This window comes from Niabella ginsenosidivorans (assembly GCF_001654455.1).
In the GTDB taxonomy this organism is placed as follows: Bacteria; Bacteroidota; Bacteroidia; order Chitinophagales; family Chitinophagaceae; genus Niabella; species Niabella ginsenosidivorans.
Genome location: NZ_CP015772.1, coordinates 4,458,938 through 4,485,455 on the forward strand (window position 1 = coordinate 4,458,938; position 26,518 = coordinate 4,485,455).

Annotated in this window: 25 protein-coding genes; 16 read left to right on the forward strand and 9 right to left on the reverse strand. The window is 45.2% G+C overall.

Going from position 1 to position 26,518, the window contains the following annotated elements; translation table 11 throughout:
* The first annotated feature begins 89 nt into the window (after positions 1 to 89).
* From A8C56_RS18840 to A8C56_RS18850, 3 genes are all read left to right on the forward strand, one after another.
* Positions 90 to 431: a YciI family protein gene (locus A8C56_RS18840; RefSeq protein WP_067759506.1), complete on the forward strand. Its 342-nt coding sequence runs from the start codon at positions 90 to 92 to the stop codon at positions 429 to 431.
* 83 nt (positions 432 to 514) lie between these two features.
* On the forward strand, positions 515 to 865 hold the full coding sequence (locus A8C56_RS18845; RefSeq protein ID WP_067759509.1) for a YciI family protein: 351 nt from the start codon (positions 515 to 517) through the stop codon (positions 863 to 865).
* Between the two features lie 45 nt (positions 866 to 910).
* Positions 911 to 2,143: an RNA polymerase sigma factor gene (locus tag A8C56_RS18850; protein ID WP_067759511.1), complete on the forward strand. Its 1,233-nt coding sequence runs from the start codon at positions 911 to 913 to the stop codon at positions 2,141 to 2,143.
* Between the two features lie 441 nt (positions 2,144 to 2,584).
* On the opposite strand, the gene A8C56_RS18860 is transcribed toward A8C56_RS18850, so the two are convergent.
* From A8C56_RS18860 to katG, 9 genes are all read right to left on the reverse strand, one after another.
* Entirely contained in the window at positions 2,585 to 3,115 is a 531-nt protein-coding gene (locus A8C56_RS18860; protein WP_067759516.1) for a DUF1697 domain-containing protein, read from the reverse strand.
* A 491-nt stretch (positions 3,116 to 3,606) separates the two neighbouring features.
* Positions 3,607 to 4,008 carry a hypothetical protein gene (locus A8C56_RS18870; RefSeq protein WP_169818801.1) on the reverse strand — a complete coding sequence of 134 codons (402 nt, stop codon included), beginning with the start codon at positions 4,006 to 4,008 and terminating at the stop codon, positions 3,607 to 3,609.
* Positions 4,009 to 4,313: 305 nt separating this feature from the next.
* Positions 4,314 to 4,781 (reverse strand): carboxymuconolactone decarboxylase family protein, encoded by a 468-nt coding sequence (locus A8C56_RS18875; RefSeq protein ID WP_067759524.1) that lies wholly within the window; start codon positions 4,779 to 4,781, stop codon positions 4,314 to 4,316.
* A 240-nt stretch (positions 4,782 to 5,021) separates the two neighbouring features.
* Positions 5,022 to 5,396, reverse strand: coding sequence for a DoxX family protein (locus A8C56_RS18880; protein WP_067759526.1), 375 nt, complete (start codon positions 5,394 to 5,396; stop codon positions 5,022 to 5,024).
* Positions 5,397 to 5,610: 214 nt separating this feature from the next.
* Complete coding sequence (locus A8C56_RS18885; protein WP_067758764.1) at positions 5,611 to 6,744, reverse strand: IS110 family RNA-guided transposase; 1,134 nt, start codon at positions 6,742 to 6,744, stop codon at positions 5,611 to 5,613.
* On the reverse strand, positions 6,707 to 6,922 hold the full coding sequence (locus A8C56_RS24715) for a hypothetical protein (RefSeq protein ID WP_169818802.1): 216 nt from the start codon (positions 6,920 to 6,922) through the stop codon (positions 6,707 to 6,709). Before A8C56_RS24715 ends, A8C56_RS18885 begins: the two co-directional genes overlap by 38 nt.
* Positions 6,923 to 7,223: 301 nt before the next feature.
* Entirely contained in the window at positions 7,224 to 7,787 is a 564-nt protein-coding gene (locus A8C56_RS18890) for a Crp/Fnr family transcriptional regulator (RefSeq protein WP_067759529.1), read from the reverse strand.
* A 54-nt stretch (positions 7,788 to 7,841) separates the two neighbouring features.
* A complete protein-coding gene (locus A8C56_RS25135) occupies positions 7,842 to 8,768 on the reverse strand; it encodes an SRPBCC family protein (RefSeq protein WP_179946949.1) in 927 nt (308 codons plus the stop codon).
* Between the two features lie 652 nt (positions 8,769 to 9,420).
* Positions 9,421 to 11,697, reverse strand: coding sequence for a catalase/peroxidase HPI (gene katG / locus A8C56_RS18900; protein WP_067759531.1), 2,277 nt, complete (start codon positions 11,695 to 11,697; stop codon positions 9,421 to 9,423).
* Positions 11,698 to 12,655: 958 nt separating this feature from the next.
* Between katG and A8C56_RS18910 the strand changes: the two genes are divergently transcribed.
* The 13 genes from A8C56_RS18910 to A8C56_RS18965 all read left to right on the forward strand — a co-directional run bounded on the left by A8C56_RS18910 (position 12,656) and on the right by A8C56_RS18965 (position 26,481).
* Positions 12,656 to 14,755: an LTA synthase family protein gene (locus tag A8C56_RS18910; RefSeq protein WP_067759535.1), complete on the forward strand. Its 2,100-nt coding sequence runs from the start codon at positions 12,656 to 12,658 to the stop codon at positions 14,753 to 14,755.
* 619 nt (positions 14,756 to 15,374) lie between these two features.
* The gene (locus A8C56_RS18915; protein WP_067759538.1) at positions 15,375 to 15,989 is read left to right on the forward strand and encodes a hypothetical protein; all 615 of its coding nucleotides are present in this window, start codon (positions 15,375 to 15,377) and stop codon (positions 15,987 to 15,989) included.
* Positions 15,990 to 16,046: 57 nt separating this feature from the next.
* Complete coding sequence (locus A8C56_RS18920; RefSeq protein ID WP_067759540.1) at positions 16,047 to 17,090, forward strand: patatin-like phospholipase family protein; 1,044 nt, start codon at positions 16,047 to 16,049, stop codon at positions 17,088 to 17,090.
* A 376-nt stretch (positions 17,091 to 17,466) separates the two neighbouring features.
* Positions 17,467 to 18,396: a ring-cleaving dioxygenase gene (locus A8C56_RS18925; protein ID WP_067759543.1), complete on the forward strand. Its 930-nt coding sequence runs from the start codon at positions 17,467 to 17,469 to the stop codon at positions 18,394 to 18,396.
* Between the two features lie 40 nt (positions 18,397 to 18,436).
* Positions 18,437 to 19,390 (forward strand): VOC family protein, encoded by a 954-nt coding sequence (locus A8C56_RS18930; RefSeq protein ID WP_067759545.1) that lies wholly within the window; start codon positions 18,437 to 18,439, stop codon positions 19,388 to 19,390.
* A gap of 5 nt (positions 19,391 to 19,395) precedes the next feature.
* Positions 19,396 to 20,022 carry an alpha/beta hydrolase gene (locus tag A8C56_RS18935; protein ID WP_067759547.1) on the forward strand — a complete coding sequence of 209 codons (627 nt, stop codon included), beginning with the start codon at positions 19,396 to 19,398 and terminating at the stop codon, positions 20,020 to 20,022.
* Positions 20,023 to 20,195: 173 nt separating this feature from the next.
* On the forward strand, positions 20,196 to 21,641 hold the full coding sequence (locus tag A8C56_RS18940) for a TolC family protein (protein WP_169818803.1): 1,446 nt from the start codon (positions 20,196 to 20,198) through the stop codon (positions 21,639 to 21,641).
* Between the two features lie 23 nt (positions 21,642 to 21,664).
* A complete protein-coding gene (locus A8C56_RS18945) occupies positions 21,665 to 22,690 on the forward strand; it encodes an HlyD family secretion protein (RefSeq protein ID WP_067759550.1) in 1,026 nt (341 codons plus the stop codon).
* Complete coding sequence (locus A8C56_RS25340) at positions 22,690 to 23,349, forward strand: ABC transporter permease (protein ID WP_218917202.1); 660 nt, start codon at positions 22,690 to 22,692, stop codon at positions 23,347 to 23,349. The genes A8C56_RS18945 and A8C56_RS25340 overlap by 1 nt, the downstream gene beginning before the upstream one ends.
* 35 nt (positions 23,350 to 23,384) lie before the next feature.
* Positions 23,385 to 23,855, forward strand: a complete 471-nt coding sequence (locus A8C56_RS25345) for an ABC transporter permease (RefSeq protein WP_317041116.1) — start codon at positions 23,385 to 23,387, stop codon at positions 23,853 to 23,855.
* A complete protein-coding gene (locus A8C56_RS18955) occupies positions 23,852 to 24,997 on the forward strand; it encodes an ABC transporter permease (protein WP_067759552.1) in 1,146 nt (381 codons plus the stop codon). Before A8C56_RS25345 ends, A8C56_RS18955 begins: the two co-directional genes overlap by 4 nt.
* Positions 24,998 to 25,229: 232 nt before the next feature.
* Positions 25,230 to 25,598, forward strand: a complete 369-nt coding sequence (locus A8C56_RS18960) for a hypothetical protein (RefSeq protein ID WP_067759554.1) — start codon at positions 25,230 to 25,232, stop codon at positions 25,596 to 25,598.
* A 19-nt stretch (positions 25,599 to 25,617) separates the two neighbouring features.
* Positions 25,618 to 26,481, forward strand: coding sequence for a pirin family protein (locus A8C56_RS18965; RefSeq protein WP_067759556.1), 864 nt, complete (start codon positions 25,618 to 25,620; stop codon positions 26,479 to 26,481).
* Positions 26,482 to 26,518: the final 37 nt, after the last annotated feature.

The window sequence follows — 26,518 nt, forward strand, 5'->3', positions numbered from 1 at the left end:
GGCTAAATCTTTTAAAAATTTACCGGATTTATTGTCCAATTTCACGCCCTTTGGTTGTTATTTATTTTTAATCTTTAAAATTTAAAACAATGAAAGAATTCTTATTCATCTACCGCAGGGATGTTAATAACATTCCTAAAGGCTCCCCGGAAGAAATGCAAAACGAAACCAAACGCTGGATGGACTGGATCGGCGGCATTGCAGCCCAGAATAAGCTGGTAAACAGGGGTAACCGTTTGGAGCTTGATGGGAGAGTTTTGAAAAGCGACAGTCTTATTACAGACGGGCCTTATGCAGAAACAAAAGAATCTGTCGGAGGATATACCCTTGTAAAGGCGGATACCATTGAAGAAGCCTGCGAAATGGCAAAAGGATGCCCTATATTTTCCATAGGCGGCACCGTGGAAGTAAGAGAGATCAGCGTAATGTAACCGTTATTAAAAATTTCATCCGGAATCTGTCTTGTGTTGGCTGCCCCGGTTGTCATTTGTTTTTAACTTATAAAAATTAAACAATGAAAGAATTCTTATTCATCTTCCGGGTTGACTATTCAAAGATGCAGCAACTACCGCCACAGGAGTTGCAAAATGTGGCAGAAAGCGCTAAAAACTGGATCGAAAGCGTAGCTGCACAAAATAAGCTGGCAGATAAAGGCAACCGTTTAGTACCCAATTCAGGAAAAGTTTTAAAAAGTAAAACCCTTGTCACAGACGGTCCTTACGTAGAAACAAAAGAAGCCATCAATGGCTACCTGATCATTAAAACAGATACGCCTGAGGCAGCTGTGGAACTTGCAAAAGGCAACCCTATATTCACTTTCAACATCGGGGGTAGTATAGAAGTGAGGGCAATCAGCACAATATAAGCTTTCCAATAAAAGCCTTCGTATTTTTACAGGGCTTTTATTTTTATGAATGAAGAAAAATTAATTCCGCATCTGTTCCGTACAGAATACAGGAAAATAGTGGCAGTGCTCTGTAAAACCTTCGGTATAGAGCATATCGAAACAGCAGAGGACATCGCCAGCGATACTTTTTTACAGGCTTCCGAAACCTGGGGCATTAAAGGCTTACCCGAAAACCCTGCGGCCTGGCTATATACGGTTGCAAAAAACAAGACCAAAAATTATTTAAAGCGGGATAAGATACTGACGGATAAAATTATTCCGCAGATAAAATACCAGGCAACAGGAACTGAAAAAACGGAGATCGATTTGAGCGAAGCGAATATTAAAGACAGCCAGTTACAGATGATGTTTGCCGTCTGCCATCCTTCCATTGCGGCCGAAGCACAGATAGCATTGGCGTTGCGTGTACTTTGCGGTTTCGGCATTGATGAAATTGCTTCGGCGTTCCTGACCAATAAGGAAGCGATCAATAAAAGATTGTTCCGCGCGAAGGAAAAATTGCGCGCAGAAAATATTGCCGTTGCATTGCCATCTCCTGATGAAATCAGTAACCGGCTGGATATTGTATTGCGGACTTTGTATCTGTTGTACAACGAAGGTTATTATACCTCGCAAAGCGAAAAAGTATTGCGGAAAGAATTATGCTATGAGGCGATGCGATTGACTTTTCTATTGACGGAAAACGAACAGACCAACCTGCCACAGGTAAACGCCTTAATGGCTTTAATGAGTTTCCACGCCTCGCGCTTTGATGCGCGTACGGATGAGAACGGCAACCTGGTTTTATATGATGAGCAGGACGAGTTGCTTTGGAACCTGCAACTGATACAACAGGGGGCTTATTTTTTGCAGCAGGCATCACGGGGCAATCAATTGACTAAATATCATTTGGAAGCAGGTATTGCTTACTGGCATACGCGCAAGGAAGATACCAAAGCAAAATGGGAACATATTCTGCAATTGTACAATCAATTATTGACGCTGGAATATTCGCCCATCATAGCGCTGAACAGGACCTATGCCTTGTCCAAGGCCAACAGCATTGATGAAGCGATTATTGAAGCGGAGAAATTACAGCTTATCCAAAGCCATTTTTACCATACTTTACTGGGCGAGCTGTATAAACACAGGAATAAGGAGAAAGCAGCTTTCCATTTTTCGGCTGCACTGCAGTTGGCCAAAACACCGGAAGACAGGCAGCTCATTCAACGGAAGATAGAAACGTTGCATCTTTAAACCATTAAAAAGCTAAGAAGAGTTAAGTCTTAATGTTCCTTAATCTAAATGGGGCCAGGCTGCTTAGCTGCTGCGAATTCACAAATGTGCCTCCGGCATTGCCGGAACACCTTTGATACGGTGATCACTCCGCCACCGTTAGTGTTGAGTACAGCTTATGCGCGAGGGAAAAGCGCCAATGGCATAACAGCCTTTGTTGGTGTTTCTGCTATCATCCGGAACACTTTTGATGGCGTGATCACTAATAGCCTGCTGACAATGCAGACTTCCCGCGCTTTGGCGGAAGCGCAGATCAACCGTATGCATCAGCGAAAATCTGCGAAATCTGCAGAGTGCTGTTTTAACTCCTTTTCTTTTAGCCGGTTTTCTGTAAAATGGTTTATTGGGTTGGCTGCAAAGCACCCTATTTCCCGGTTATTCAGCAGGCCCTAAATGATTCTCTTATCCGCATTTTGCCAATATTTTTTCAAGCGTATTTACATTCCGGTTGGTAATAAAATGTTTAACAGCCATTTTGTTCATGTATTTCCCAAAAGCGCTGTCAAGCGTGTACCCTTTCTGTACGCACCAGTAAACAACACCTGCACCTGCTTTTACGGCTTCCATATTTTTGTCCAAAACACCGCAGTCTTTCACTAATTGCTTTTCAAAACCGTTTTCAGTAAAAACGATATAGCGATGAAAGCCGGCATCAATATTTGTAAAAGCATATTGCCGGACAATATTTTCCAATTGCTCCGGGGTAAGTGCTAGCACCTTTGCAGGGTAATTAAAAGCAGCCGTTAGTTCAGCCTCTGCTTTCTTCTGTAGCTTTGCAATATTCTTTTCATTTGCCTGCACAATCACATTGCCTGTTTGCAGGATGGTTTGCACATTTTGATAGCCGTTCTCTTCAAAGCAGGATTTCAATGCTGCCATCTTAATAGTTCTGCCGCCAACATTTACACCACGCAAAAGAATAATGTATTGCATAGGAAGAGTTTTAGTGTCTCAAAAATAAGCCAATTCTTTTTGACGGCGAGGGCTTTAACAGGCAAATATTTCCTGCATTTTCTGTATTACGCTTCTGCGCCTGCCATATATCTCAGTTAATCTTTATTATCGGTAGCAGATTCGTAAATTACGGAAGTGACCAGTTCTGCCATTTAAAACCGGCTTATTCTTCTTTTATTATTCTTTTCACTGACTTTTTCTTCTAATTTCCGGGTGCCCTGCAAAACCGGTATAAATACCGACCGGTGCAATTGTTTTTACCAGCAGCCCAAATGGTGCCAGCTTATGCGCAAGGCTTTCTGAAAGCCGTCCTAAACAAATTGAGCTGCAGCATAAAGAGAACATGCAGGCCCAACCAACCAAAAACAGAAATAATATTAATGAACATTCTGTTTTTTCTTCTACGGAAATAAGGTAAAATGCCTTTGTTACCCTTATAGCGCCCAACAGATCCGTATGGATCTGCTTCTTCAGGTTACCTTTGTTTTTTCAGCGCCAGGTTTACCACTATCCTGTACCAATAAATGGCATCGCCCAATAACCCCGATAAGCTCATATAACAACCAGTAAATAGCAGCACCTGCCTCATAAAATAAAGCCAGAACAGGGACCAGCTCGCTCATACAAATTTTAAGATCATCCATTAAGCGATTAAAGGGCGCTTCGGGCAGACCCTCTTTATATATTTGTGCAGGATCATATAAAAAAACGTCCGGTTGTTCATTCTCTTTTACGATTTCTGCTAGACTATGAAACAACTGTTGCGCATCATCTGTATCACCTGAATAACCTTTTATTGGCTGGTTTGTAAATCTATGCTGTGCCCTTGTCAGTTTATTCCCATTACCGCTCGCAGATAGCAGATTAGGCATTCCGGCGGAAAACCTTTTTGCCAGCCCAAAACCACCTTTTCCTATTCTACTAAAAATTGCTATAGTTTTATTCATGATTAATTAGCTGTTGTGCTTTAAACTCAGGCTACCGAGCATCGCCGGTGATAAAATCATGATGCTTCTTCAATTTCCCGGCTGATTATCAAAACGCTATACCCCGGAATAACCTCACGTTTCCTGAAGCAGAAGGGCACAGCAATAACAGGTAAAATCACAGGGGTATAACATATCATTTCCCCTGTGATTTTTATAAAAAAACAACTTCTCTGCATTAAGACAGAACTTTAATTTTGTTCAAACTGTCCCACTTGGTAGCTGCCTACATCTGCCCCAAATGCAATATTGAGGCGGTTATAGCTATTAATGGCAATTACGCCTAACGTGAGGGCTAACAGTTCTTTCTCAGAAAATTGCCTGCGGGCCGCTTCATAAATCTCATCAGGCACCAGGGGCCCTTTAAGGATTGTCAGCGCTTCTGCCCAGGCCAGTGCGGCCCTTTCCCGTTCGCTGTAAAAAGGTGCTTCCTGCCATGCATCCAGCACATAAAGCCGCTGTTCCGATTCGCCCATTACCCGCAGGTCTTTAGCATGCATATCCAGGCAAAAAGCACATCCATTGATCTGCGACACCCTGAAGTGGACCAAAGCCAGCAATTGTTTCTCTATAGAAGAGTTTGCCAGGTATTTATTTATGGGATATAATGTCCTCAATACTTCCTGACCCGCTTCGTTTAACTTAATTCTTTGTGTCATTATATATCATTTTAACGGTTAAAAACAAATGACAACCGAAGGATGTGAAATTGGACAGCATTTTTGTTTTTTTTATTGTCGCAGGAGAAAAACCCACAACAGATTGCTTTTCAAAAAACAGCTGTCGTCCAATCTGCCGGGAGAGGAGTCTGAAACAGGCGGCCATAAAGGGTTCTGAAAAATACTGTTCCCTTCTTCTGAATCATAAAAAGCTACAATTCCTCATATCCCATATCGTTGCTATTGATTCATAAATACTCTGCCACAGGCTATTAAAATACAAATGATAAAAAGAATAACATTTGTAAGCACATTTTTGGGTTCATTTCTTTTATAGTGTATCCTTGCTGCAAACGGCATAATGAAAGCAAGGCAGATAGCAGCAACAGGCGTAAGCCAGACCGCAATATGAAGGTATACAGGTACAATCAACCCTATAACACCTGCTACTTCAGATATACCAATAAACTTTATAAAATACGGATGTAGCCCCTCAACCCCTGTTTGCCCCATAGCTACTAATTTTTGTTCGGGCAATAACAGCTTGCAAACGCCTGAATAAAGAAAAGCGCCGGCCGCAATTATTTGCAAGACCCATAGAATACTATTGCTCATAACCTTTTATTTTTAAAATGCAAAGGTCAGAACAACAATGAACAGCCCTTTTGATATATATCAAAAAATCAGCCAGGGTCGTGCCAAGCCTCAATTTTCTCCCGCAGAATGCGCTGACTTACGCAGATAATCAAATCATTCTGCGCTTTTCTGCTAAATCTGCGGGAAACATCGACTTACACTTTATTGTGCCAATGACAAGATATGTAATGCACTATATTTCAACTAATTTCAAGTTGTGTTTTGTAGCCAGTTTCAATAAATACTGTTGCTCGCGTTGCTTTAATTGCTGTTCATATTTAGCAGCTCCTTGTTCTAAATAAGCTGTCCCTTTAGTCAGTAAGTTATAAAATGCAATAGCAATTTTTCTGGCTCCTGCTTTTATTGCAATTGCGGGACCTTTCCTGGTGCGTATTCTGCGTATAAATGTTCCAATGGCTATAGGTTTGCTATTGAGCAGCGATTGTGCGATCTCCCTGAATATCTGGCCCACTCTGGAACTGTTTTTCATTTTTGCTTTCCTGCTGCGGCTGCCGCTTTGGTTATGACCAGGGGAAAGCCCGCACCAGCTTACATAATGCTTTTCCGTAGGAAATCTACTCAGATCGGTACCTGTTTCTCCCAGCAGCTTCAACATAGAATAGTTGGTTACTCCCGGCAGACAGCCCGCATCTACACCGTATATATTGAGCAATTTTTGATTTAAATCCTTAATCATTGGCTTATGATGGCGTACGGGCTTCTCCTTATGTACCGGCGCTACAAATGAACTACCTTGCTCCAGAAAAGAAAGCAACACTTCCATACGCTGATCTACTATGAGTATTTGCTGCTCATGAATTTTCCAAAGCTTGAGGTTCTGTTCCAACAAGAACAGCCAGCTTTCATTGTAGTTGCCTTCTAAGGCCATCAATACCTCGTCTGCCTTTTTATCTTTTATACTTTTGTGACACAGGCTTAATAATACCTTTCCGTCCCTTTCCCCTCTAAGGATCGCCTCTATCATACGGATACCACTGACACCAGTAATCTGAGAAATAACCTCCGTCAATTTGATGTTCATCAACTCTAATGCCTTCTGCATTTTATTTACATAACTGCTGCCCATACTGATAATATCTTCCCGCTCCCGCATTAGCATCCGGAGTTCTTTCAATCTACCGGCCGGTATATAGCTTTGCCGTACCAATCCTGCACTAAACATTTTCTGCATCCAACAGGCATCCGCAACATCTGTCTTCCGACCTTTTACCTGCTTTACCTCTTTGGGATTTACCAGGCATACACAGAAACCGGCTTGCTCCAGCAGCTCATGCAGCGCAATCCAGTAGACGCCTGTAGCCTCCATACATACATTTTTTCACCTGCTGGCTCCTAAGATCTTCAATACACTTACGATAGCTAAACGTAAAAGTATCGTAACTTTTAACCGTAATCCCATCACAGGAAACGAAGATTTTCTTTGAGCCGATATCTATAGCGGCTGCACACGCATTGTGTTGTTCAAAACTGACTAAATTTGACATAACTACTTTTTTAAGTATTAATTAAAAAAAGCAGGTTACAGCTCAAAGAGGTTCAATAAAAAAGCAATGTGCCAAACGGGAATGCTGCTGCAAACAGTATCACCAAACATTAATGCACCATTCTTTGAAGCAAGTGTCGACAGGAGGTACAAAACACTAATCGATACGACGGCTACGCTGCTGTAACCTGCTTCTTTCAAAGATACCACTTGTCATTACTCATTAATTTTGATCCCTAATTAACAAGTTGACATGACACTATAGGATAAAATTGACCTATGCAAGCTCTGGTTTTACAGGTTCAGACCTGCGAACGTATCCGACTCAATGTTTCCTGCGTAATGCCCAGATAGGAAGCAATCATGCCCAGCGGCACTCTTTGTATAAAGGAAGGATTGGTTTGCATTAATACCCGGTAGCGTTCCAGAGCCGTTGCAAAGTGCAGGTCATCAAATTTCTGCTGCAATTGTATCAGTCCAGCCGATACGAGCTTTCTGAAAAGTGTTTCAATGTCGTGATAGCTGTTGCAAAGCTTATCCAGGTCATTATAGTGGAGCGCGTACAATACAGCATCCTCTAAAAGCTCAATGCCGCGCCTGTCCGGCTTTCGCGTAATAAAACTGATAATAGAGCAGGCAAATGTATATTCATCACTGATCCAGTCTGTAATCGCTTTACCGTCTTTCAGATAATAGGTGCGCGTTAACCCGCTGTCAATAAAATAAGTAAAATTGCAAACGGTATCCGGCTTAACAAGTGTATACCCTTTGGGCAATACCTGTTTTCTCAGGTGCGCAGCCAGCTCCTGCCTGCTTTGTGCAGACAGGTGGGTATACTGAGAAACCGTTGAAAAGAAATTTTCCATATTGCCTCTATTCTTAAATGATTCAGTTTTTTTATTGTTATTTAAATTTTGCTTTCATCGGCCGGATCTCCATGCTTCAACAAACCCGGCATCAAAGCCCTCGTATTGTTTGGAAATGGGATTGCCCTTACCTGTTGTTATAAGCTGGTACAGGCTTTCGCCGATCAGCTCATCCCAGGCGGTTTTACATACTGTATAACATTCGCATTCCTGAACCAGCCCATGATGCGTAAAAAGTATCTGCGTTTGATCGCCTTTTCTTATAATATCAAAAACAATTTTTGTGCCTTCCAGTTCTGCCTTATCCTGTGTAAAATTAAAAAAGAAGTCTTTTACAAACCATACGATCTTATCGTAAGGTCGCAGCTCAACAATTTTTAATTTCATTAAGTGAACGTCATTGTAATGATAAAATAATTCCGCCCCGGTTTTATTAGTGTTGCCTTCAATATTTTCAGACCACCAGTTTTTTATATCATTAATAGCTTTAAATACTTCCCCGGGCGATTTATTTACAAGTATAGAGGTAGTGTATGAATGTTCATCCCCTGAAATGTCGTTGCCCTTTCCTGTCTCTATCAGTTTTTTTAAACTGTCTTTTATAAAAAAGTCCCAGGAGCTGGAGCAAACAGTGAAACATTCAAATTCCGGCACGAGCCCTACATGCGTAAATTTAACTTCGGTACTGCCTGCTTTGTCAGCTATTTCAAAAACTATTTTCGTTCCGTCCCACTCGGTTTTATGTTTGAAAAATTCGTTGTGTGTTTCAATCACGTCCCAAACAATTTTTTGTGGCGTACAATGAGTGATACGCATTTTTGCAGTAAGGTATTTATCGCGGTAAACAAACACACTGTTCAACTGATCCGTACTTCCTTCAATATTTTCAGACCACCAGCCGCGTACATTATTAATACCGTCAAAAACTTCCTGTGGTGTTGCATCTGTTACGAACCTTGTTGTAAAATCCCGGGGTTTCATGATCATTTTTTTTATTATAATTAATGTATCACGTTCCGGGTTCAAAGTTACAGACAGCCATGTAACGGGCAGAGGGTAAAACGGACATTATCAAGGGCTGATCCAGACAATCCGGAGTAATATGCTCTGCATGGACGGCATAAGGGCGATTTATAAAACAGCCAGCTATCCACCAACAAAAGAGGATGTATCAAAAGTCGTTATTGCGAGTTTTTTATTTGCGTGGCCCGTCCGATTTCCGGGCAGGCAAAAGCATCTGAACGTTCGGATGAGGTGATGACATTATAATCTTCCGTCACCTTGCGAATCCCGCGACAGTGGGAGAAGTCGAAAGGTCTCCAAGTTGAAGAGATGCTTCGGCTACGCTCAGCATGACGAAAGTATAATTGATCCCCAATGCATAATACAACATGTCAGTGGCAGCGCAACGCCCGCCTGTACCATTCGGGCAAGCTTTAGTCTATATGACGATTTTCCGCCACCGTTAGTGTTGAGCACGGTTTATGAGCAAAGGAAAGACACCAACGGCATAACAGCGTTTGCTGGTGTTGCTGCTATTGCTACGAAGCCTCCGCGCAAAACTAACAAAAGCGCAAAACTTAAAAAGGCAGCCCGTTCAGGCTGCCTCTTCTGTTATTCTTGTAGGGGTGACTTATTTCAGATCAAACCGGTCCAGGTTCATCACTTTATTCCATGCTGCTACAAAATCCTTTACAAATTTTTCCTTACCGTCATTGCTTCCATATACTTCCGCAACGGCCCTCAGCTCTGCGTTAGCACCAAACACCAGGTCGGCACGGGTGGCGGTCCATTTCAGAATGCCGGTACTGCGGTCGCGGCCTTCAAACAGTTCCCTGTCTTCAGAAGCAGCTTTCCATTCTGTGCGCATGTCCAGCAGGTTCACAAAAAAATCATTGGTCAGCTGCCCGGGGCGCTGTGTAAGAACACCATGTTTAGAGCCGTCAAAGTTGGTATCCAGCACCCGCATGCCGCCTATTAAAACGGTCAGCTCCGGAACGGTAAGCGTTAGTAACTGCGCTTTGTCTACCAGCAATGCTTCTGTGGATACAGCAGCTCTTTCTTTGCGATAGTTGCGGAAGCCATCAGCAGCCGGCTCCAGGTAAGCGATGGATTCCACATCGGTCTGCTCCTGCGAAGCATCCGTACGGCCGGGCGTAAAGGGAACCGTAATAGTATATCCTGCATCTTTTGCTGCTTTTTCAACAGCTGCACAGCCCGCCAGCACAATCAGATCTGCCAGCGATACTTTTTTACCATCGGCCTGTGCCCCGTTAAATGCGTTCCGGATGTCTTCCAGCACCGCCAGTACTTTCCGCAGCTGCGCCGGATTGTTTACCGGCCAGTTTTTCTGGGGTTCCAGCCGGATGCGGGCGCCATTGGCACCACCGCGTTTGTCTGATCCGCGGAAAGTAGAGGCAGATGCCCAGGCAGTGCCTGCCAGCGCAGCGATGCCCAGGCCAGATTCCAGCACCTTTACCTTCAAAGCTGCAATATCCGCTTCATCGATCAGCACATGGTCAACCGCAGGAACAGGATCCTGCCAGATCAGCACTTCTTCAGGCACATCCGGCCCCAGGTAGCGTGCACGGGGGCCCATATCACGGTGCGTCAGCTTGAACCAGGCGCGGGCAAAGGCATCCGCAAAGGCATCAGGATCTTCCAGGAAACGTCTTGATATTTTTTCATAAACCGGGTCAAAACGCAGGGAAAGATCGGTGGTCAGCATAGTAGGCAGGCGGCGTTTGGAAGCGTCAAACGCATCCGGGATAATGCTGTCTGCATCTTTAGCGACCCATTGATGGGCTCCTGCAGGGCTTTTTGACAATTCCCATTCAAAGCCAAACAGGTTCTCAAAAAAATTATTGCTCCATTGGGTGGGCGTTTTTGTCCAGGTAACTTCCAGCCCGCTTGTGATCGTATCGGCCCCTCTTCCTGTTCCAAAACTATTCTTCCAGCCAAGCCCCTGTTCTTCTATACCCGCGGCTTCGGGCTCCTTGCCCACATGTGTGGCCGGTGCAGCGCCATGGGTTTTGCCAAAGCTATGCCCACCGGCTATTAAGGCAACTGTTTCTTCATCGCTCATGGCCATGCGGCCAAACGTATCGCGGATATCTTTTGCTGCCGCAACAGGATCGGGGTTGCCATCCGGGCCTTCCGGGTTTACATAGATCAGGCCCATCTGCACGGCGGCCAGCGGTTTTTCCAGGTCGCGGGAGTGGATCTGCCCGTCTGCATCATCGTCTGACACCAACACGCCATGATGCTCTTTTACACCCTCTGAACCGCGCGCATAACGAATATCGCCGCCCAGCCAGGTGGTTTCAGAACCCCAATATACATCTTCACTCGGTTCCCAGGCATCTTCGCGGCCGCCGGCAAAACCAAAGGTCTTAAAACCCATCGATTCCAGCGCCACATTGCCTGTAAGAATCAGCAGATCGGCCCAGGATATTTTATTGCCATATTTTTGTTTAATGGGCCAGAGCAGCCGGCGCGCTTTATCAAGACTTACATTATCCGGCCAGCTGTTTAGCGGCGCAAAGCGCTGCTGTCCGGATCCGGCGCCGCCACGGCCATCACCCACACGATAAGTGCCGGCACTGTGCCAGGCCATACGGATGAACAAGGGCCCGTAATGGCCAAAATCTGCCGGCCACCAATCCTGGGAATCAGTCATCAATGCGTGCAGGTCTTTTTTTACCGCTTCCAGATCTAGACTTTTGAAAGCTTCGGCATAGTTAAAATTCTTGTCCATAGGGTCAGACAATGAAGAATGCTGGCGAAGAATGTTCAGGTTTAGCCGGTGGGGCCACCAGTCATGAATTTGGGTGCCGCCGCCAGCCACATTTGGTTTTATGCTGCCATTATGAAACGGGCATTTGCTGATGTCTTTTGAATCTTTTTCCATTTTTTTATTATTTTATTTTTTAGGAACTGCTGGTTGCTGTTCAAAACGCAATCATTTCAATAAAACAAACTTATGCTAATTAATACATAAACACAATCGATTAATTTTATAATTTCATAGATTAAAACTATACAAACAAGAACCTTCTCAAAGCCGTTACCGGCTGCTGAGCAACTCATACCCGGGTTCAGAATAAGACACCTATACTATACTGATCAGGGGCTGACCAAAAAGTAATGTCAGCCTGAGCGTCAGGCTGTTAATGAAGAGTGTTGCATTATGCTGAAAACCAACAACATACAAAATAATCGTTTCGACCATAGCGAAGTATAGCGGAGAACATTTGCACCGAAGGTAAATCTCTACAAAAGTTCGAGCCCCGTCCGTCCGGCGTTCAGCCGGGCAGGCTTCGGGTCCGCTTTGCGCCTGCCAATGACATATGTGTTATTGTTTTGAAAAGCAATCTTTCTTTTTTGTCATGCCGGGTTTTTTATTTGTGCTGCAAAAACAATATGGCAATGACAAATCTTCCTATCGTCATCCTGCGGAAGAAGTCGAAGGATCTCTCAATCATCGAGCACTTCAATATTTCAGAGACTCCCCGGCTTCGCTCGGATCCGAACATTCGGATGACGAAAGTATTATTGATCCTCAATGCATAATTCCATCTGTCATTGGCAACTTGTTCCGGCATCTATTTATTGCTCACCTGGGCCCTGAAATAAAACAGATCCCGGAACAGGTCCGGGACATCTTCAGGGTGACGGTAAAAAGGTTCGTCATTTCAAAGAACTTGATCTGCGGTTATTTGTGCCTCAATATGGCAATCAGGGAGGCTTTGGAGCTGCCCCGCTTTCTAATACAGGAAACGCCGCAAGAATGCCTTTTAGTGTTTAACACTTTCCCTGAGAATGAAAATTCAGAATTTCTCCTAAATCGCTTTCTACTTTAGCGGGTTATGAATGTTGGTGCGTTGTTGTTTCCGCTAAAAAAATTTGCTCCGGTAAGAATATTGTTGCTCATTGCCATCGGAATAGCTTTTATTACCAGGCTGGTACTATTGCTCAGCTTCTGGCACCCAATAGCCCCCGGCTTCAGCAATATACTCACAAGCTTTATCATTGGCTTTGTATACGATGCAGTGGTATCCATACTGCTCACCACACCTTTCCTGCTCCAGATAGCTTTTACAACTAATTATATCTATACCAATAAGGGAAAATGGATCACCATTTTCTTTTTCGTGGTAGTATTATCGGTGGTTGGTTTCACGTCCCTGGTTCCCAAAGAATTTAACAGTGACCTGTACCATTCGCTTATTGGCTATCTTATTGCCCGCTTTGCCATATTTCTGTTTCTGCTGCAGCGCTCCTTTTCCTTTCGGCTGAAATGGAGAAGCGGGGTGTTAAAACTATTTTTCTTTATTACGGTTTTTCTGTTGGTCTCTAATGCGGTAAGCGAATGGTTCTTCTGGAATGAGTTTGCCTCCCGCTATAATTTTATTGCAGTAGATTATCTGATCTATACCAATGAGGTGATCGGAAATATACGGGAGTCTTACCCGCTGTTTCCCATTATAACAGGTGTGCTGCTGCTCAGCGCAGCGATCTTTTATTTTACATCCGGGCCAATAGCCTGCTCCGTAAGAACGCCGCTGGCCTTTTTAAAAAGGCTGCTGTTTGCAGCAATAATGATAGCAGCAGGACTGCTGCTGGCCCGGGTCATACCGCCACAATGGAAATATTTTAGCCGCAACACGTATGTGAACGAGCTTGCGGGCAATGGCATTTATGATTTTGTACAGGCTTTTAAAAAGAATGAGCTGGATTTTTATACCTATTACAGAACCTTACCAGACACAACGGCCTTTAAGCTGGTAAGAGAACAACTGGGTATGCCCAACAGCCGGTATATGCCCCCTGACCTTACCAATCTGCGGCGCAGCATAAGGGATAGCTTACCGGAAAGGAAAATGAACGTGGCGCTCATTAGCATTGAAAGTTTAAGCGCTTCATTTATGCAGGCATTTGGAGACAGCAGCCATATAACTCCGCAACTGGATGCGCTGGCCAGCCGTGGTATGTTCTTTACCCGGCTCTATGCTTCCGGCACACGTACCGTTCGCGGGCTGGAGGCCCTGTCGCTTTCCATACCCCCGCTGCCGGGCCAGAGCATTATAAAAAGGCCGGATAATGAAGGACTGTACAATATAGGCGCTGTTCTCAAAAGCAAAGGCTATATTACACAATATCTTTATGGTGGCTTCGGGTATTTTGATAATATGAACTATTTCTTCGGGCATAATGGTTATGAAGTGCTGGACAGAAAAGCGCTGAAGCCTTCAGAAATACATTATGCCAATATCTGGGGAGTAGCAGATGAAGACCTGTTTACACTGGCTTTAAGAACGATGGATTCAGACAACTTAAAACAGCAGCCTTTCTTCATCCATATAATGACCGTATCCAATCACAGGCCTTATACTTATCCCGCAGGGCGCATCAACATTCCTCCATCGGCACATAGCAGGCAGGGCGCAGTAAAATATACGGATTATGCCATCGGCAATTTTATAAAGCAGGCAGCACAAAAGCCCTGGTTTAAAAATACGCTGTTTGTGATCGTAGCGGATCATTGTGCTTCCAGCGCCGGCAGACAGGAACTGCCGCTGCCCGGTTACCACATTCCCCTGATCATTTACGCGCCCGGGATTGTTCAACCCCGGCAGGTGAATGCATTGATGGGGCAGATCGATATTGCGCCTACCATTCTGGGGCTGCTTCACTTAAATTACACTTCCTTGTTCTACGGAAACGATATACTGAAAACGCCCCCGCAAAAGCAAAGAGCCTTCATCAGTACCTACCAGGGACTGGGCTACCTGAAATCAGACACGCTTATTGTACAATCGCCGGTTAAAAAAATCAGCGCATACAAAATAGATCCGGTTACAAAAGAACAGCAGGAAATTGCACCTCCCGGCCAGCTGGTCAATGAAGCAATCGCTTATTACCAAACCGCTGCCTGGCTGATCCGGCACAGGAAATACCGGTTTTAACTATACCCGTTTTAACCCAATATGCAGATTCCGGCTTCTATTTCATTTTGGCGGGATTTAAAGAACCAATAATACGCAAGTGAAATTTATTACAGATCTAAACAAAGCATTGCGGCTAAGTAGCCAGAGCATTAAAAGGTTCCCAAAAGCAGATGGATCTATTTTAGGATAGGGCATTCCCGACATCCCGGAAGAATCAAAAGAAAGGGCGGGTGCCATTCAATGCTCCCGCAGAACGCGCTGAATAACGCTGACAGCCAGACCATCTGCGCTTCCGCCAATGGTGGAAGCCTGCGTTCCGAAGGTTCGGAACAGCGGGACATAACATGCAAGTGAAATTCATTACAGACCAACAAAAAAAGCGTTGCGTTTTCTGAAAACCTTTCGGTCTGATTAAAAATGTCACTTCCGTATAACCCGTTTATTCCAAAAAATACCATAAATAGGTGATTGCCCCGGCCGGTGCAGACCGCTACCTTTAGATAAAAATGACGGTTGTACTATGAAGGGAATGCATTTGCCTGTTGCTCAGAAGCGGCATGCGCTTCCATAAAACGGGAACAGGATGCTTATGCCGTATTTTGTATACAACTGCTTAAAACCATCAATATAAAAGACCATGCTCTCATACACACCCGAATTAAAAAACAGCTACCGGCATCTGTTCAATATCTGTACAATAAAGAACGAGAAGGTGGCCGTAGTAAACAGGATCGTACAGAAAATATTTAATAACAAGGTACGGTATACCAATGTAGCCCATGTTCTTTCAATGCCCTGGTATGTTATTGCCGTTATCCACAGTATGGAGGCTGATCTGAATTTTAACTGCCATTTGCACAACGGGGATCCTCTTACGGCCCGTACCGTGCATGCACCGGCCGGCCGGCCTTTAACAGGCACCCCGCCTTTTCCCTGGGAATTCAGTGCTGTAGATGCTTTGAAATTTGATGGCTTTGACCAGTGGGCAGACTGGAGCCTTGCCGGTATTTGCTATAAGCTGGAAAAATACAATGGCACCGGCTACCGGGCTTTTCTGATCAACTCCCCCTATTTATGGAGCGGCAGCAACCTGTATGCATGCGGAAAGTATATAGCGGATGGAACATTTTCTCGTACAGCTGTATCGGGGCAGATAGGCGCAATGGTCTTATTAAAAGACATGAGCACAAAAGGCCTGATCACCTTTCAGAATGCTATAATCACCGCCCCGGAAGTGCCTCATTCATCATAGGGCATTCGACAGGTGCATCATTCGCTATTAAAATTCACTATTCAACAACGTTCTTTTATGAAAAAAATCAGCATTCTTTCTCTCGATGGCGGCGGCATACGCGGCATCATTCCCGGCGTAATCCTTACATATATAGAAAAGCAACTGCAAAAACAGGATAACAGCAAACAAAAGATCGGGGATTATTTTGATTTTATCGCAGGCACCAGCACCGGGGGCATTCTTGCCTGTGCCTACCTCATGCCTAATCCTGATGAGCAGGCAAAAGCCCACTATTCCGCAGAACAGGCTGTACAGCTGTATCTACAGGAAGGCCATGATATTTTTAAAGAAAACATTCTTGATAAAATCATCAACCCATGGAGTCTGGTCACTGAAAAATATTCCGCCGGGACGCTGGAAAAGAATTTTAAAGAATTATTCGGGCACACCCTGCTCAGTGAATTTATAAAGCCCTGTTTGATTACCAGCTACGATATCACATCCCGCAACGCGCACTTCTTTACCAGTGCGGATGCTAAAACCAACGACATTGAAAATTTTAAAGTCATTGATGTGGCGCGCAGTACATCTGCCGCTCCCACCTATTTTGAGCCTGCCCGCGTTCAGTCAGTAACGGGGCAAATATTTAATCTGATCGATGGCGGTGTCTTTGCAAATAACCCTGCCCTTTGTGCTTATGCTGAGGTACGCAAGCTTCCTTTTTCCCGGCTGCTGAATGATCCCAAAAAACCGGATGCACCTTCCGCCAAAGACATGCTGATCTTATCCATTGGTACCGGTACCGTAAAAAAGCCCTATCATTTCAACGATCTTAAAAACGCTGGCGAAATAAAATGGATAGAACCGATCATCGACATCCTTATGTCCGGCAACAGTGAAACGGTCGATTATCAGCTGAAACAGATCTATGGCACCCTTTCCCGTAAAGATGAAAAAGATTATTACCGCCTGGAGCCACCATTGCATGAGGCGCTCTCAGATATGGACAATGCGACCGGGGTAAACGTGGAGCACCTGCGCCAGGCAGGATTGCTGTTTGTAGAAAAAAATCAACCGCTGCTTGATGAAATTGTAAAAAAGATCCTGGCCAATCAATAAGGTATCCCTGTTTTATTAGCTTTGTGCTTTCAGCAGGCAATGAACCATTACAACATCTATTCTAAAAAGCATCCGGCGGTCAATGCCCTTTAAGGACCGATATAACCCAATACTATTAACTGATCCCCAACAGGTATATCCAAATTAACTTAAAGGCAGTCCATTTTTTTTTAGATATAAGGAATTGTACAAAGATCACCAATCCGGGCTTTCCTATTTACACTGCCAAATCATCGAGCGAGGCATCATACCTGGGCTGCCTTACAGCAAATGCACAGTAAGATAACATTATTCCTGCCGTTACGGCTTAACCTACTTTAACTTTATCCGGTAATAAAGACAGTACTTTTGTCTTTTAATTTTTAAAATCAACAGCATGGAAAATAAAGTACTGGGTTTACACCATATAACCGCAATTGCAGACAACGCAAAGCGCAATCATGAATTTTATACAACAGTTCTGGGATTGCGCCTGGTTAAAAAGACCGTCAATTTTGATGACCCTTCTACCTACCACTTCTACTATGGCAATGAAAACGGCACCCCCGGAACCATCCTTACCTTTTTCCCCTGGGAAGGGATCGGCCAGGGTAAGAACGGGGCGGGCATGGCTACTGATATCGGCTTTGCAGTTCCGGAAAACAGCCTTGACTCCTGGAAAGAGCGTTTTAACGGCAATAAGATACCCTACAAAGAGGAGATGGTATTTGGGGAACAACAGCTGTCATTTGCAGATCCGGACGGCTTAAAGCTGTCGCTGATCATTCCCCGAACCAAAGATGAGCGTACACCCTGGCAAACAGCAGCTATTGCACCGTCCATGGGCATTAAAGGGTTTCATAATGCTACTTTAACATTGCGTAAAGCAGCCCCTACAGCAAAAGTGCTGACTGAATTATTAGGGTACCGCCAGACAGTGCAGGAAGGAAACCGTTACCGTTTTACAAATGAAAATATTGACACAGCCAATCATATTGACATTATAGAGGATGCAAATGCCGGCTATGGCCGTAATGCTGCCGGCACCAATCATCATATTGCCTTTCGTGTTAAAGATGATACCATTCAAATGGAATTAAGAGAAAAGATCGCTTCGGCAGGGCTGAATATTACTCCGCAGATAGACCGCGATTACTTTTACTCCCTCTATTTCCGTGAACCGGGTGGCGTACTGTTTGAAATAGCAACAGATAACCCGGGATTTACAAGAGATGAGCCTTTAAATGAACTGGGCACAGCACTAAAACTGCCCAAACAGTATGAAGGGGCAAGAGCGAAAATTGAATCCATACTGCCAAAACTTTAATGGCCGGTATGTATACAGGTTACTTATTAAAACAGGCATCATGGGCAGGCTTATAGATGGATTGCATCACGTAACAGCGATCAGCAGCAGCATACAAAACAATATTGATTTTTATGCCGGGGTGCTGGGCCTGCGGCTGGTAAAGCAAACGGTGAACTTTGATGCGCCGGAGGTGTATCATTTTTATTATGGTACTGAAACCGGCGCCCCCTCCACCCTGCTTACGTTTTTCCCCTACCAGGGCCTCATCAACGGCCGGCAGGGCAAAGGAACGGCAAGCACTACGGGGTTTTCTGCAGATCTGGCTGCAATGGATTACTGGCTGCAGCGGCTAAAAAAATTCAACATCCCTTACAAAAAGCCGCAGCAGCGGTTCCCGGATGAAATAGTGGTGTATTTTGAAGATGAGGACGGGCTGGGCCTCGAGCTGGTCTTTAATGAAAAAGACAACCGGCCGGGATGGAATAATACTATTATTCCAAAAGCGTACAGCATTAAAGGGCTGTACCACGTTGAGCTGTGGCTGGATCGTGCAGAGCTTACAATGAATTTATTCACAGATCAGCTTGATCACACTGTTATCCGGCAGTCCGGCAACAGGACCCGTCTGGCTACCGCAGACGCTCCGGGCCATTACATAGATCTTATAAGTACGCCGGAAAGCCTGAAGGGCCTGGCAGGAAGCGGCACTGTTCATCATATAGCACTTAAAGCAACCGGCCCGGCAGCACAGGAAACAATAAGGCAACGGGTCATTGGTCGGGGACTGGCTCCCACGCCTGTAAAGGATCGCAACTATTTTACATCCGTTTATTTCCGGGAGCCGGGCGGCGTTTTGCTGGAGGTGGCCACAGCCACTCCCGGGTTTACTACAGATGAGCCCCCGGAGGCATTAGGCATGCATCTTATGTTACCACCGCAATTTGAACATCAGCGGAAACATCTTACAGCAATATTACCTCCTTTTAAAAATAATTGGTCACAGTTCAAATAATTACAATGCATACATTACAGATCATCAAAGGTGGAAAGGAACTGAGCGAAGCTGAAAAAGCATTAATTCTGCTTCATGGCCGCGGTGCCAGCGCAGAAGATATACTATCCCTGGCAGCTCATTTGCAGCTCACCGGTTTTGCGTTGCTGGCACCGCAGGCCACCAACCATACCTGGTATCCTTATTCTTTTATGGCTCCGGTTCACGAAAATGAGCCCTGGCTGTCTTCCGCAATTGACATAGTGCAGCAAACAACTGCTGCAGCAGAGAAAGCAGGCATTACAAAAGACAATATCTACTACCTGGGCTTTTCCCAGGGCGCCTGCCTTACGCTGGAATTCATTGCACGGAATGCTACACAGTATGGCGGTGCCGTGGCTTTTACAGGCGGGCTGATCGGCGACAGGATCAACCCGCATCGTTATAAGGGCGATTTTAAGCAGACTCCTGTTTTTATCGGAACAAGCGATCCGGATTTTCATGTGCCGGTTGAGCGGGTATATGCCACCGCAAATATTCTGAAACAAATGAATGCGGATGTTACGGAAAAAGTATATGCCAATATGGGGCATACGATCAACAGTGATGAGATCAGCCTTGCCAATAAGCTCGTCTTTAACCGGCAGCGCTAATGGCAGCAGCGCCTGGCAGCAAAGGCAGCCGCTTACAGGACCCGCGATCGTATCTTTGTTTTTTTGTAATTGATCAAACACTCCCCGGATCTGTGATGCCTGTAAACTTATGCCGGGGGTGGAATGGTATCTCTGCCGGAATAGTTATTTTTGGAATAAAATACTCTTCCATAATGAAAAAGATGCTGCCTTTCCTCATCCCTCTGCTGCTTTCTTTCAATTATTGCAGGGCACAACAGTCGCTTTCATTACAGGATTGCATTCATAAAGCGCTTGAAAATAACACGGTGGCCCGGCTGGCCAGACAGTCTGTTGAAACCCGTCAGCAGCAGTATAACGCTTCAAAATTAAACCTGCTGCCCAAAGCCGATCTGCTTGCAGGCTATAACCACCTTAGCAAGCCGCTCACGCTGGATATGGGTGAACTAAAAGATGGCATTGTGGAAGGCGCCGCTAACCAAAGTGTAAATACCGCCAATACCCTTTATAACCAGATCACAGGCAATGAGCTGCCAAAAGCGGTGCAGGATAGGATCTATTCTACAACAGAGAGCATCATTAATGCTTTTTATCCAACCGGTAACCCCGAAATCAGCAGGCAGGATTTTGTAACGGCAGGCATTCTTTTTCGCCAGCCCATTTACCTGGGCGGCAAATTAAAAGCCCTGCAGGAGCTTGCAAAGCAGCAGCTGGAATCCGGCAAGGTAAACCTGGATGCGGTGAATGATCAGTTAAAATTCAGCATCGCTTCCCAGTACATCCAGATCCTGTACCTCAACTCTATGCTTAATAAACAGGCCCAGCTGGTAACAGCTTTTAACAAAACCCAGCAGTCTGCTGAAGATTTGCTAAAAGCAGAGATCATTCCCCCCTATCAGAAAAAATGGGCAGATGTCATACAGGCACAGGGCCGCACCAGCTATGAAAACTTAAAACTGGAAAAGGAAAACGCATTGTTGCAAATGAAGCAGCTGATGGGCATGGCGCTGACAGATTCGGTTATCATCAATGACACTTTAGCTGACAATGCACAATTGCCACCGGAATTCTTAGACCCGGATATTGAACAAAACCCGGATCTGCGTTTATTAAACAGCAAGCACGATGAAGCGAATATTGTTGTAAAAACAACAAAAACAGCCAATATTCCCAATGTTTTCGGGATCGCCAACTATCAGTTCCTGCAAAAGAACTTACCAGCCATTATGCCACCATGGATGGTTGGCATTGAAATGCAGTGGAGCCTTTTAGACTGGGTACAGAACTCCAAAAAGGTAAAAGCAGCAAGATCCCTATCCACCGAAAGCGAATTGCTCATCCGGCAAAAAAAGGAAACGCTGAACCTGGGCACCCGTATAGCGCAAAATAAAATCCTGTCGCTGCGCAACCAGATGCTTACGTTAAAAATGGCAAGCAGTGAAGCCGCTAATACAGCAGCTATTGTACAAACAAGACTGGAGAACAGCCTGGCTTCCGTTAAAGATGTTAATGATGCGCAACAGCTGCAATTTGAAGCAGAAAAAATCTATTACACCTCCCTGTTGGCCTACAAGATTGCAATAGCAACCTATTTCTATATTTTAGGGAAGCCGGAAACCATAGCACAGTTCATCAATTAAAACAGGTAAAACAAATTTTTAAAATGGAACAGCAAACAAATGCACCATCACGGCGTAAAACAGCGGGTTTTAAAAATTACCGGGCAATTTTAATTCCTGTTGTGATACTGCTTATTGCCTTTTTCTTCCTGTTCAGGAAAGATAAAAACAAGCCGGAAGCAACGGTTACCGGTATGGTAGACGCCTCCAGCATAGACGTAAGCGCCGGTATGCCGGGACGGCTGGAAGTAATAAAGGTAACGGTGGGCGACACGGTTGCCGAAGGACAATTGCTGGCCGCTCTGAAAAGTGAAAGTTTTGACGTTGTAAGCTCACAGGCGGCTGATGCGGTAAACATTGCACAGCAAAACCTGGATCTTTTAAAAAGAGGGGTGGCACCGGAAGTAGTGCAGTCTGCGGTGAACATTCAGCAGATCGCGGAGCAGCAGCTGGACCTGGTTACAAAAACCTATGACCGTATGATCAAATTATACGATCAGGGCGTTATTTCAGGACAGGAAAAGGACCTGATCAGCTTTAAATATGAGGCTGCAAAAAAGGAGCTGGAAACCGCCAAACTCAATGTGCAGTTGCTGCGCAAAGGAAGCAACCCGCAAATGCTGGGGTCAGCAGCATCAATGCTCAGCCAGGCAAAAGGCGCCGAGCAACTGGCCCATAATATAAAAGAAGGCACTGAAATAAAAGCACCTGCCTCAGGCATTATTACCTCGCTGATCTCCAAACAGGGAGAAATGGTAAACGCGGGTTACCCCATAATGACGCTCCAGAAAACCAATTCTTTTTTTGTCAACTTTAATATCCGGCAGGACCAGATGTCAAAAATAGCAAAGGGCACTGTAGTGGATCTGAAGATACCGGGCTGTGTGCCCGAGAAAATGAAAGGAACGGTAACGGAACTGGCGCCCGCTCTGGGCTATGCCAACTGGGTACCGGCCGACCAGTCGGGTCAGATGGAGCTGCGCACCTTCAGCATCAAAGTAACGCCACAAAACAGCAATGCAATACAGGGGCTACGTTCCGGAATGACCGCACAACTGATAGTACCCTGATGAATACTTTTGCCCACATAATTATAAGAGAGTGGAAGCGGATCGTATCCCTGCCGGCGCACTATGTAGTGCTGCTGGTGATTCCGCCGGTTGTGTTCCTGTTCTTTGGCCTTATTTACAATAAAAAATTCGCAGAGGATATGCCCGTCATGGTCTGGGATGAAGACCATTCGGCGCTCAGCACCCGGCTTACTGATATACTCAATGCCACTCAAAGCATCCGCATCAGCAGCATTGCAACCGATGAAAACCAGGTGCGGTCGGCAATTAGAAGCGGCAGGGTTTCCGGAGCCATACACTTTCCGCCGCGCATGGAAGCCAATCTCAAAAGCAATCACCCCTCCGTAGTAACCGTTTATACCAATGCAGCGGCCATTGTGCCCGCTAAACTGATCTATAAAGATGCGGCCGGCGTTATTGTAAAAGGCGGGCTGGCAGTAGTACTGCAAAAGTTTACCAGGCAGGGAATGCCGGAAGGGAAGGCTATGGCGTTATTACAGCCCATCCAGCTCAATACCGTTACCCTTTATAACCCTGATTATAATTACCAGCAGTACCTCACACCCGGACTGATCACGGTTGGCTTCCAGATGGCGCTGATCCTGGCGGGCGTTTTGCTGATCAACTATGAAAAAAAACAAAAACGTTTGAAGAGCTGATCCAAACCGCAAAGGGATCTGCCGCTTCTATCATTATTGGAAAAAACATTGCCCATTTAACCGTGGCCTGGATCAATTACCTTTTAATTGCCGGAATTATCTTTCCGCTTTACGGGCTTTCCAAACCCGGTGCCTTCTGGCCTTTCTTTGTACTTTTTTCCCTGTTATCCCTGGCCTGTATTGGTATTGGGATCCTGGTTTCCACCATTGTCAGTGATGTTATTACGGCAACGGATGTGGCGCTGTTCTATACGTCCCCTGCTTTTGTGTTCAGTGGTTTTACTTTCCCCCGGTGGGCCATGCCCTGGTACGACCAGTTTTATGCCGGCCTGATGCCATACACTCCTTTTCTTGACGGATTTATAAAAGTATATTTCATGCAGCTGCCTTTATACTATGCCCGTAAGGAATGTGGCGTGCTGCTTCTTTTTATTGGTGTAACACTACTGGTATCCATCATATTGCTTCAACAAAAAATAAATAACAACAAAACGGTTCTGGCTTGAAGTCGGTCATCAACATATTAAAACGGGAGATCCGGTTTGTTTCCGCCCAAAAGGCGCTGGTGCTTATTTTCCTGATCGCACCAATCGCCTACGCGTTTATGTACGGAAGCATTTATGCCAATAAGCTGGAGGAAAAGGTAAAGATCGCAGTAGTGGATATGGACGGCAGTGAATTGTCGCGTATGATCGCTACCCAGCTTAACGCCACACAAATGGCAGATGCCGTTTATGCCAGCGATCTGAACGATGCAGAACAGCAATTATATCACGGAGCCGTGCAGGGCTATTTATTTTTAGAAAAAGGGCTACAGGAAAAAGTACTGGGTTTGCAAAAAGCCACTGTTACGCTTGCAGTAAATGCTTCCCGCTTTCTGCCTTCCAGCGATCTTACAGCCACCCTGTCAAAGATTAGTTTAACGCTTGGCGCGGGAATACGTATGAAATACATCAGCAAACAGGGTACCGGTAACGAAGCGGCATTACAGCAGGCCAATCCTTTAAGTTTAGATTACCGGCCGCTGTATAATGAGACCTCCAGCTACGGGGCATTTTTATTGCCGGGGCTTTTGGCCATCATTTTACAGCAAACATTATTGATAGGCCTGGTGGCAGGTATGGGCATTGAACGGGAACAACGGTTTTCCGGGCTTTTCCGGATGGGTAACAGTTCTGCTGTGCTGCTGGGTAAAGGGATTTTCTACCTGGTCATCTTCCTGATCATCGGGCTGTTTTTTGTAACCATCAATTTTACCGTGCTACGGGTGCCTATGCGGGGCAGCGGGTTCAGCCTGTTGCTGCTGAGCGCCGTTTTTATTGCCGCGCTGATCCCTATGGGCTTATTCATCGGCTCTTTTTTCAGGTCGCCCTTAATGGGTATGCAGGTGATGGCCTTCTCCTCCTATCCCATCTTCCTGATCACCGGTTATTCAATGCCCTACCATTCTTTACCCCGCACCGTTCAGTGGCTGTCAGCACTGTTGCCTACCACACCCTTTTTAAAAAGTTATCAATCTGTTGTTCAGGCAGGCGGCAACCTGCTGGATAATAAAGAACCGCTGCTGCACCTGCTCCTGCTTTGGGCAATATATTGTTTCCTGTTCCTGTGGCGCTTCAGCTATGTGAGGAAAAGAATTGAGCGTTGAGATTCGGGAATTGAGTTTTCAGTCTTCAGTCTTCAGAATTGAGAAGGAAGAGCCTATGAACTATGAACCATGGACTGTCTACCATTGACTCTCCACTCGCCCATCACCTACTTACTACCATCTGCTTCCTATTTCTTATTCCTTATTTATCCCTCTCCCTATTCACTACTTAACCTACATTAAGAATAAGAGCGCAGCATTGTTGTAACTTTATAGAAAAGGAGCAATAATTATGAAAGCAGCTATTCTTGGAATTAATATCAGCAACCATATAACCGATCATTTAAAAAAACATTCGGACTGGAGCATTGTTCCAGCAGCAACAGTTGAAGAGGCCATCGAAAAAATGCAGCAAATCGATTTTGAGGTAGTAACCGCCCCGGACGCCTGGCTGGAAGAAAAGGAAGAGGCAAAACTGAAAAAATTGCTTTCCATACAGCAGCACGATAGTATGTGGATCACTTATACGGATGAAACGGCCAACAGCCTGGAAAAAGAAATTGAAACATTTATAACCGATAAAGCGGCCGCGCCCCGGTCTTCTTTTTCCGTGATCGATGACGGGTTTAAAAGCCCTGAAATTACAATTGAAATCCTGTAGAACAGGAAGAAGGAATAATATGCAAAAAACAATCGCAAAAATAACGCCCCGCCCTGCACAACCACATATGGTAGGTGACGGGTTCAGGGTATTCGGATTCATACCCACAGCAGTGGAAAGGCGGGCAATAAGCCCTTTCCTGGTACTGGACTTTAACCCGGAATACGATTTTGGTCCGTCTGAAATTCCCAAAGGCTTTGGAACGCACCCGCATAAAGGATTTGAAACCGTTACTATTGCTTACAAGGGAAGTGTACAGCATGCAGACAGCAGTGGTGGCGGCGGTATCATCAACGAAGGAGACGTACAGTGGATGACGGCCGGCGCCGGCATCCTGCATAAGGAGTTTCATGAGGAGCAATTTTCAAAAACCGGCGGCCCGTTTGAGATGGTGCAGCTTTGGGTAAATCTTCCTGCAAAGAACAAAAATGCCCAACCGCGCTATCAGTCTGTTGGTAAACAACGCATGGGCAAATACGAAATTCCCGATAACGGCGGTACCGTCAATGTGATAGCCGGAACATTTAACGGCGTAAAAGGCCCGGCGCAAACCTATACGCCAATAGTCCTTTCAGACATCCGCTTAAAAGCAGGCGGTACGGTAACTACACAGCTCCCGGAAAACTATAATGCTGCCCTGTTAATCATTAAAGGCAATGTGGAGGTAAACGGATCACAAGCTGCTGAGCACAGTTTTGTACAGTTTAATAATGAAGGGGAAACCGTCACCATTAAAGCCGCAGAAAATGCAATCATGTTATTGCTGGGCGGCGAACCGATAGAGGAGCCCATTGCCGCATACGGCCCTTTTGTAATGAACACGCAGGAGGAAATTTATGAAGCCATAGAGGATTTCCGGAACGGCAAGTTTGGTACCCTGTAACAACAAAACCTGCAGGATCAGGATGGTTCCGCAGGTT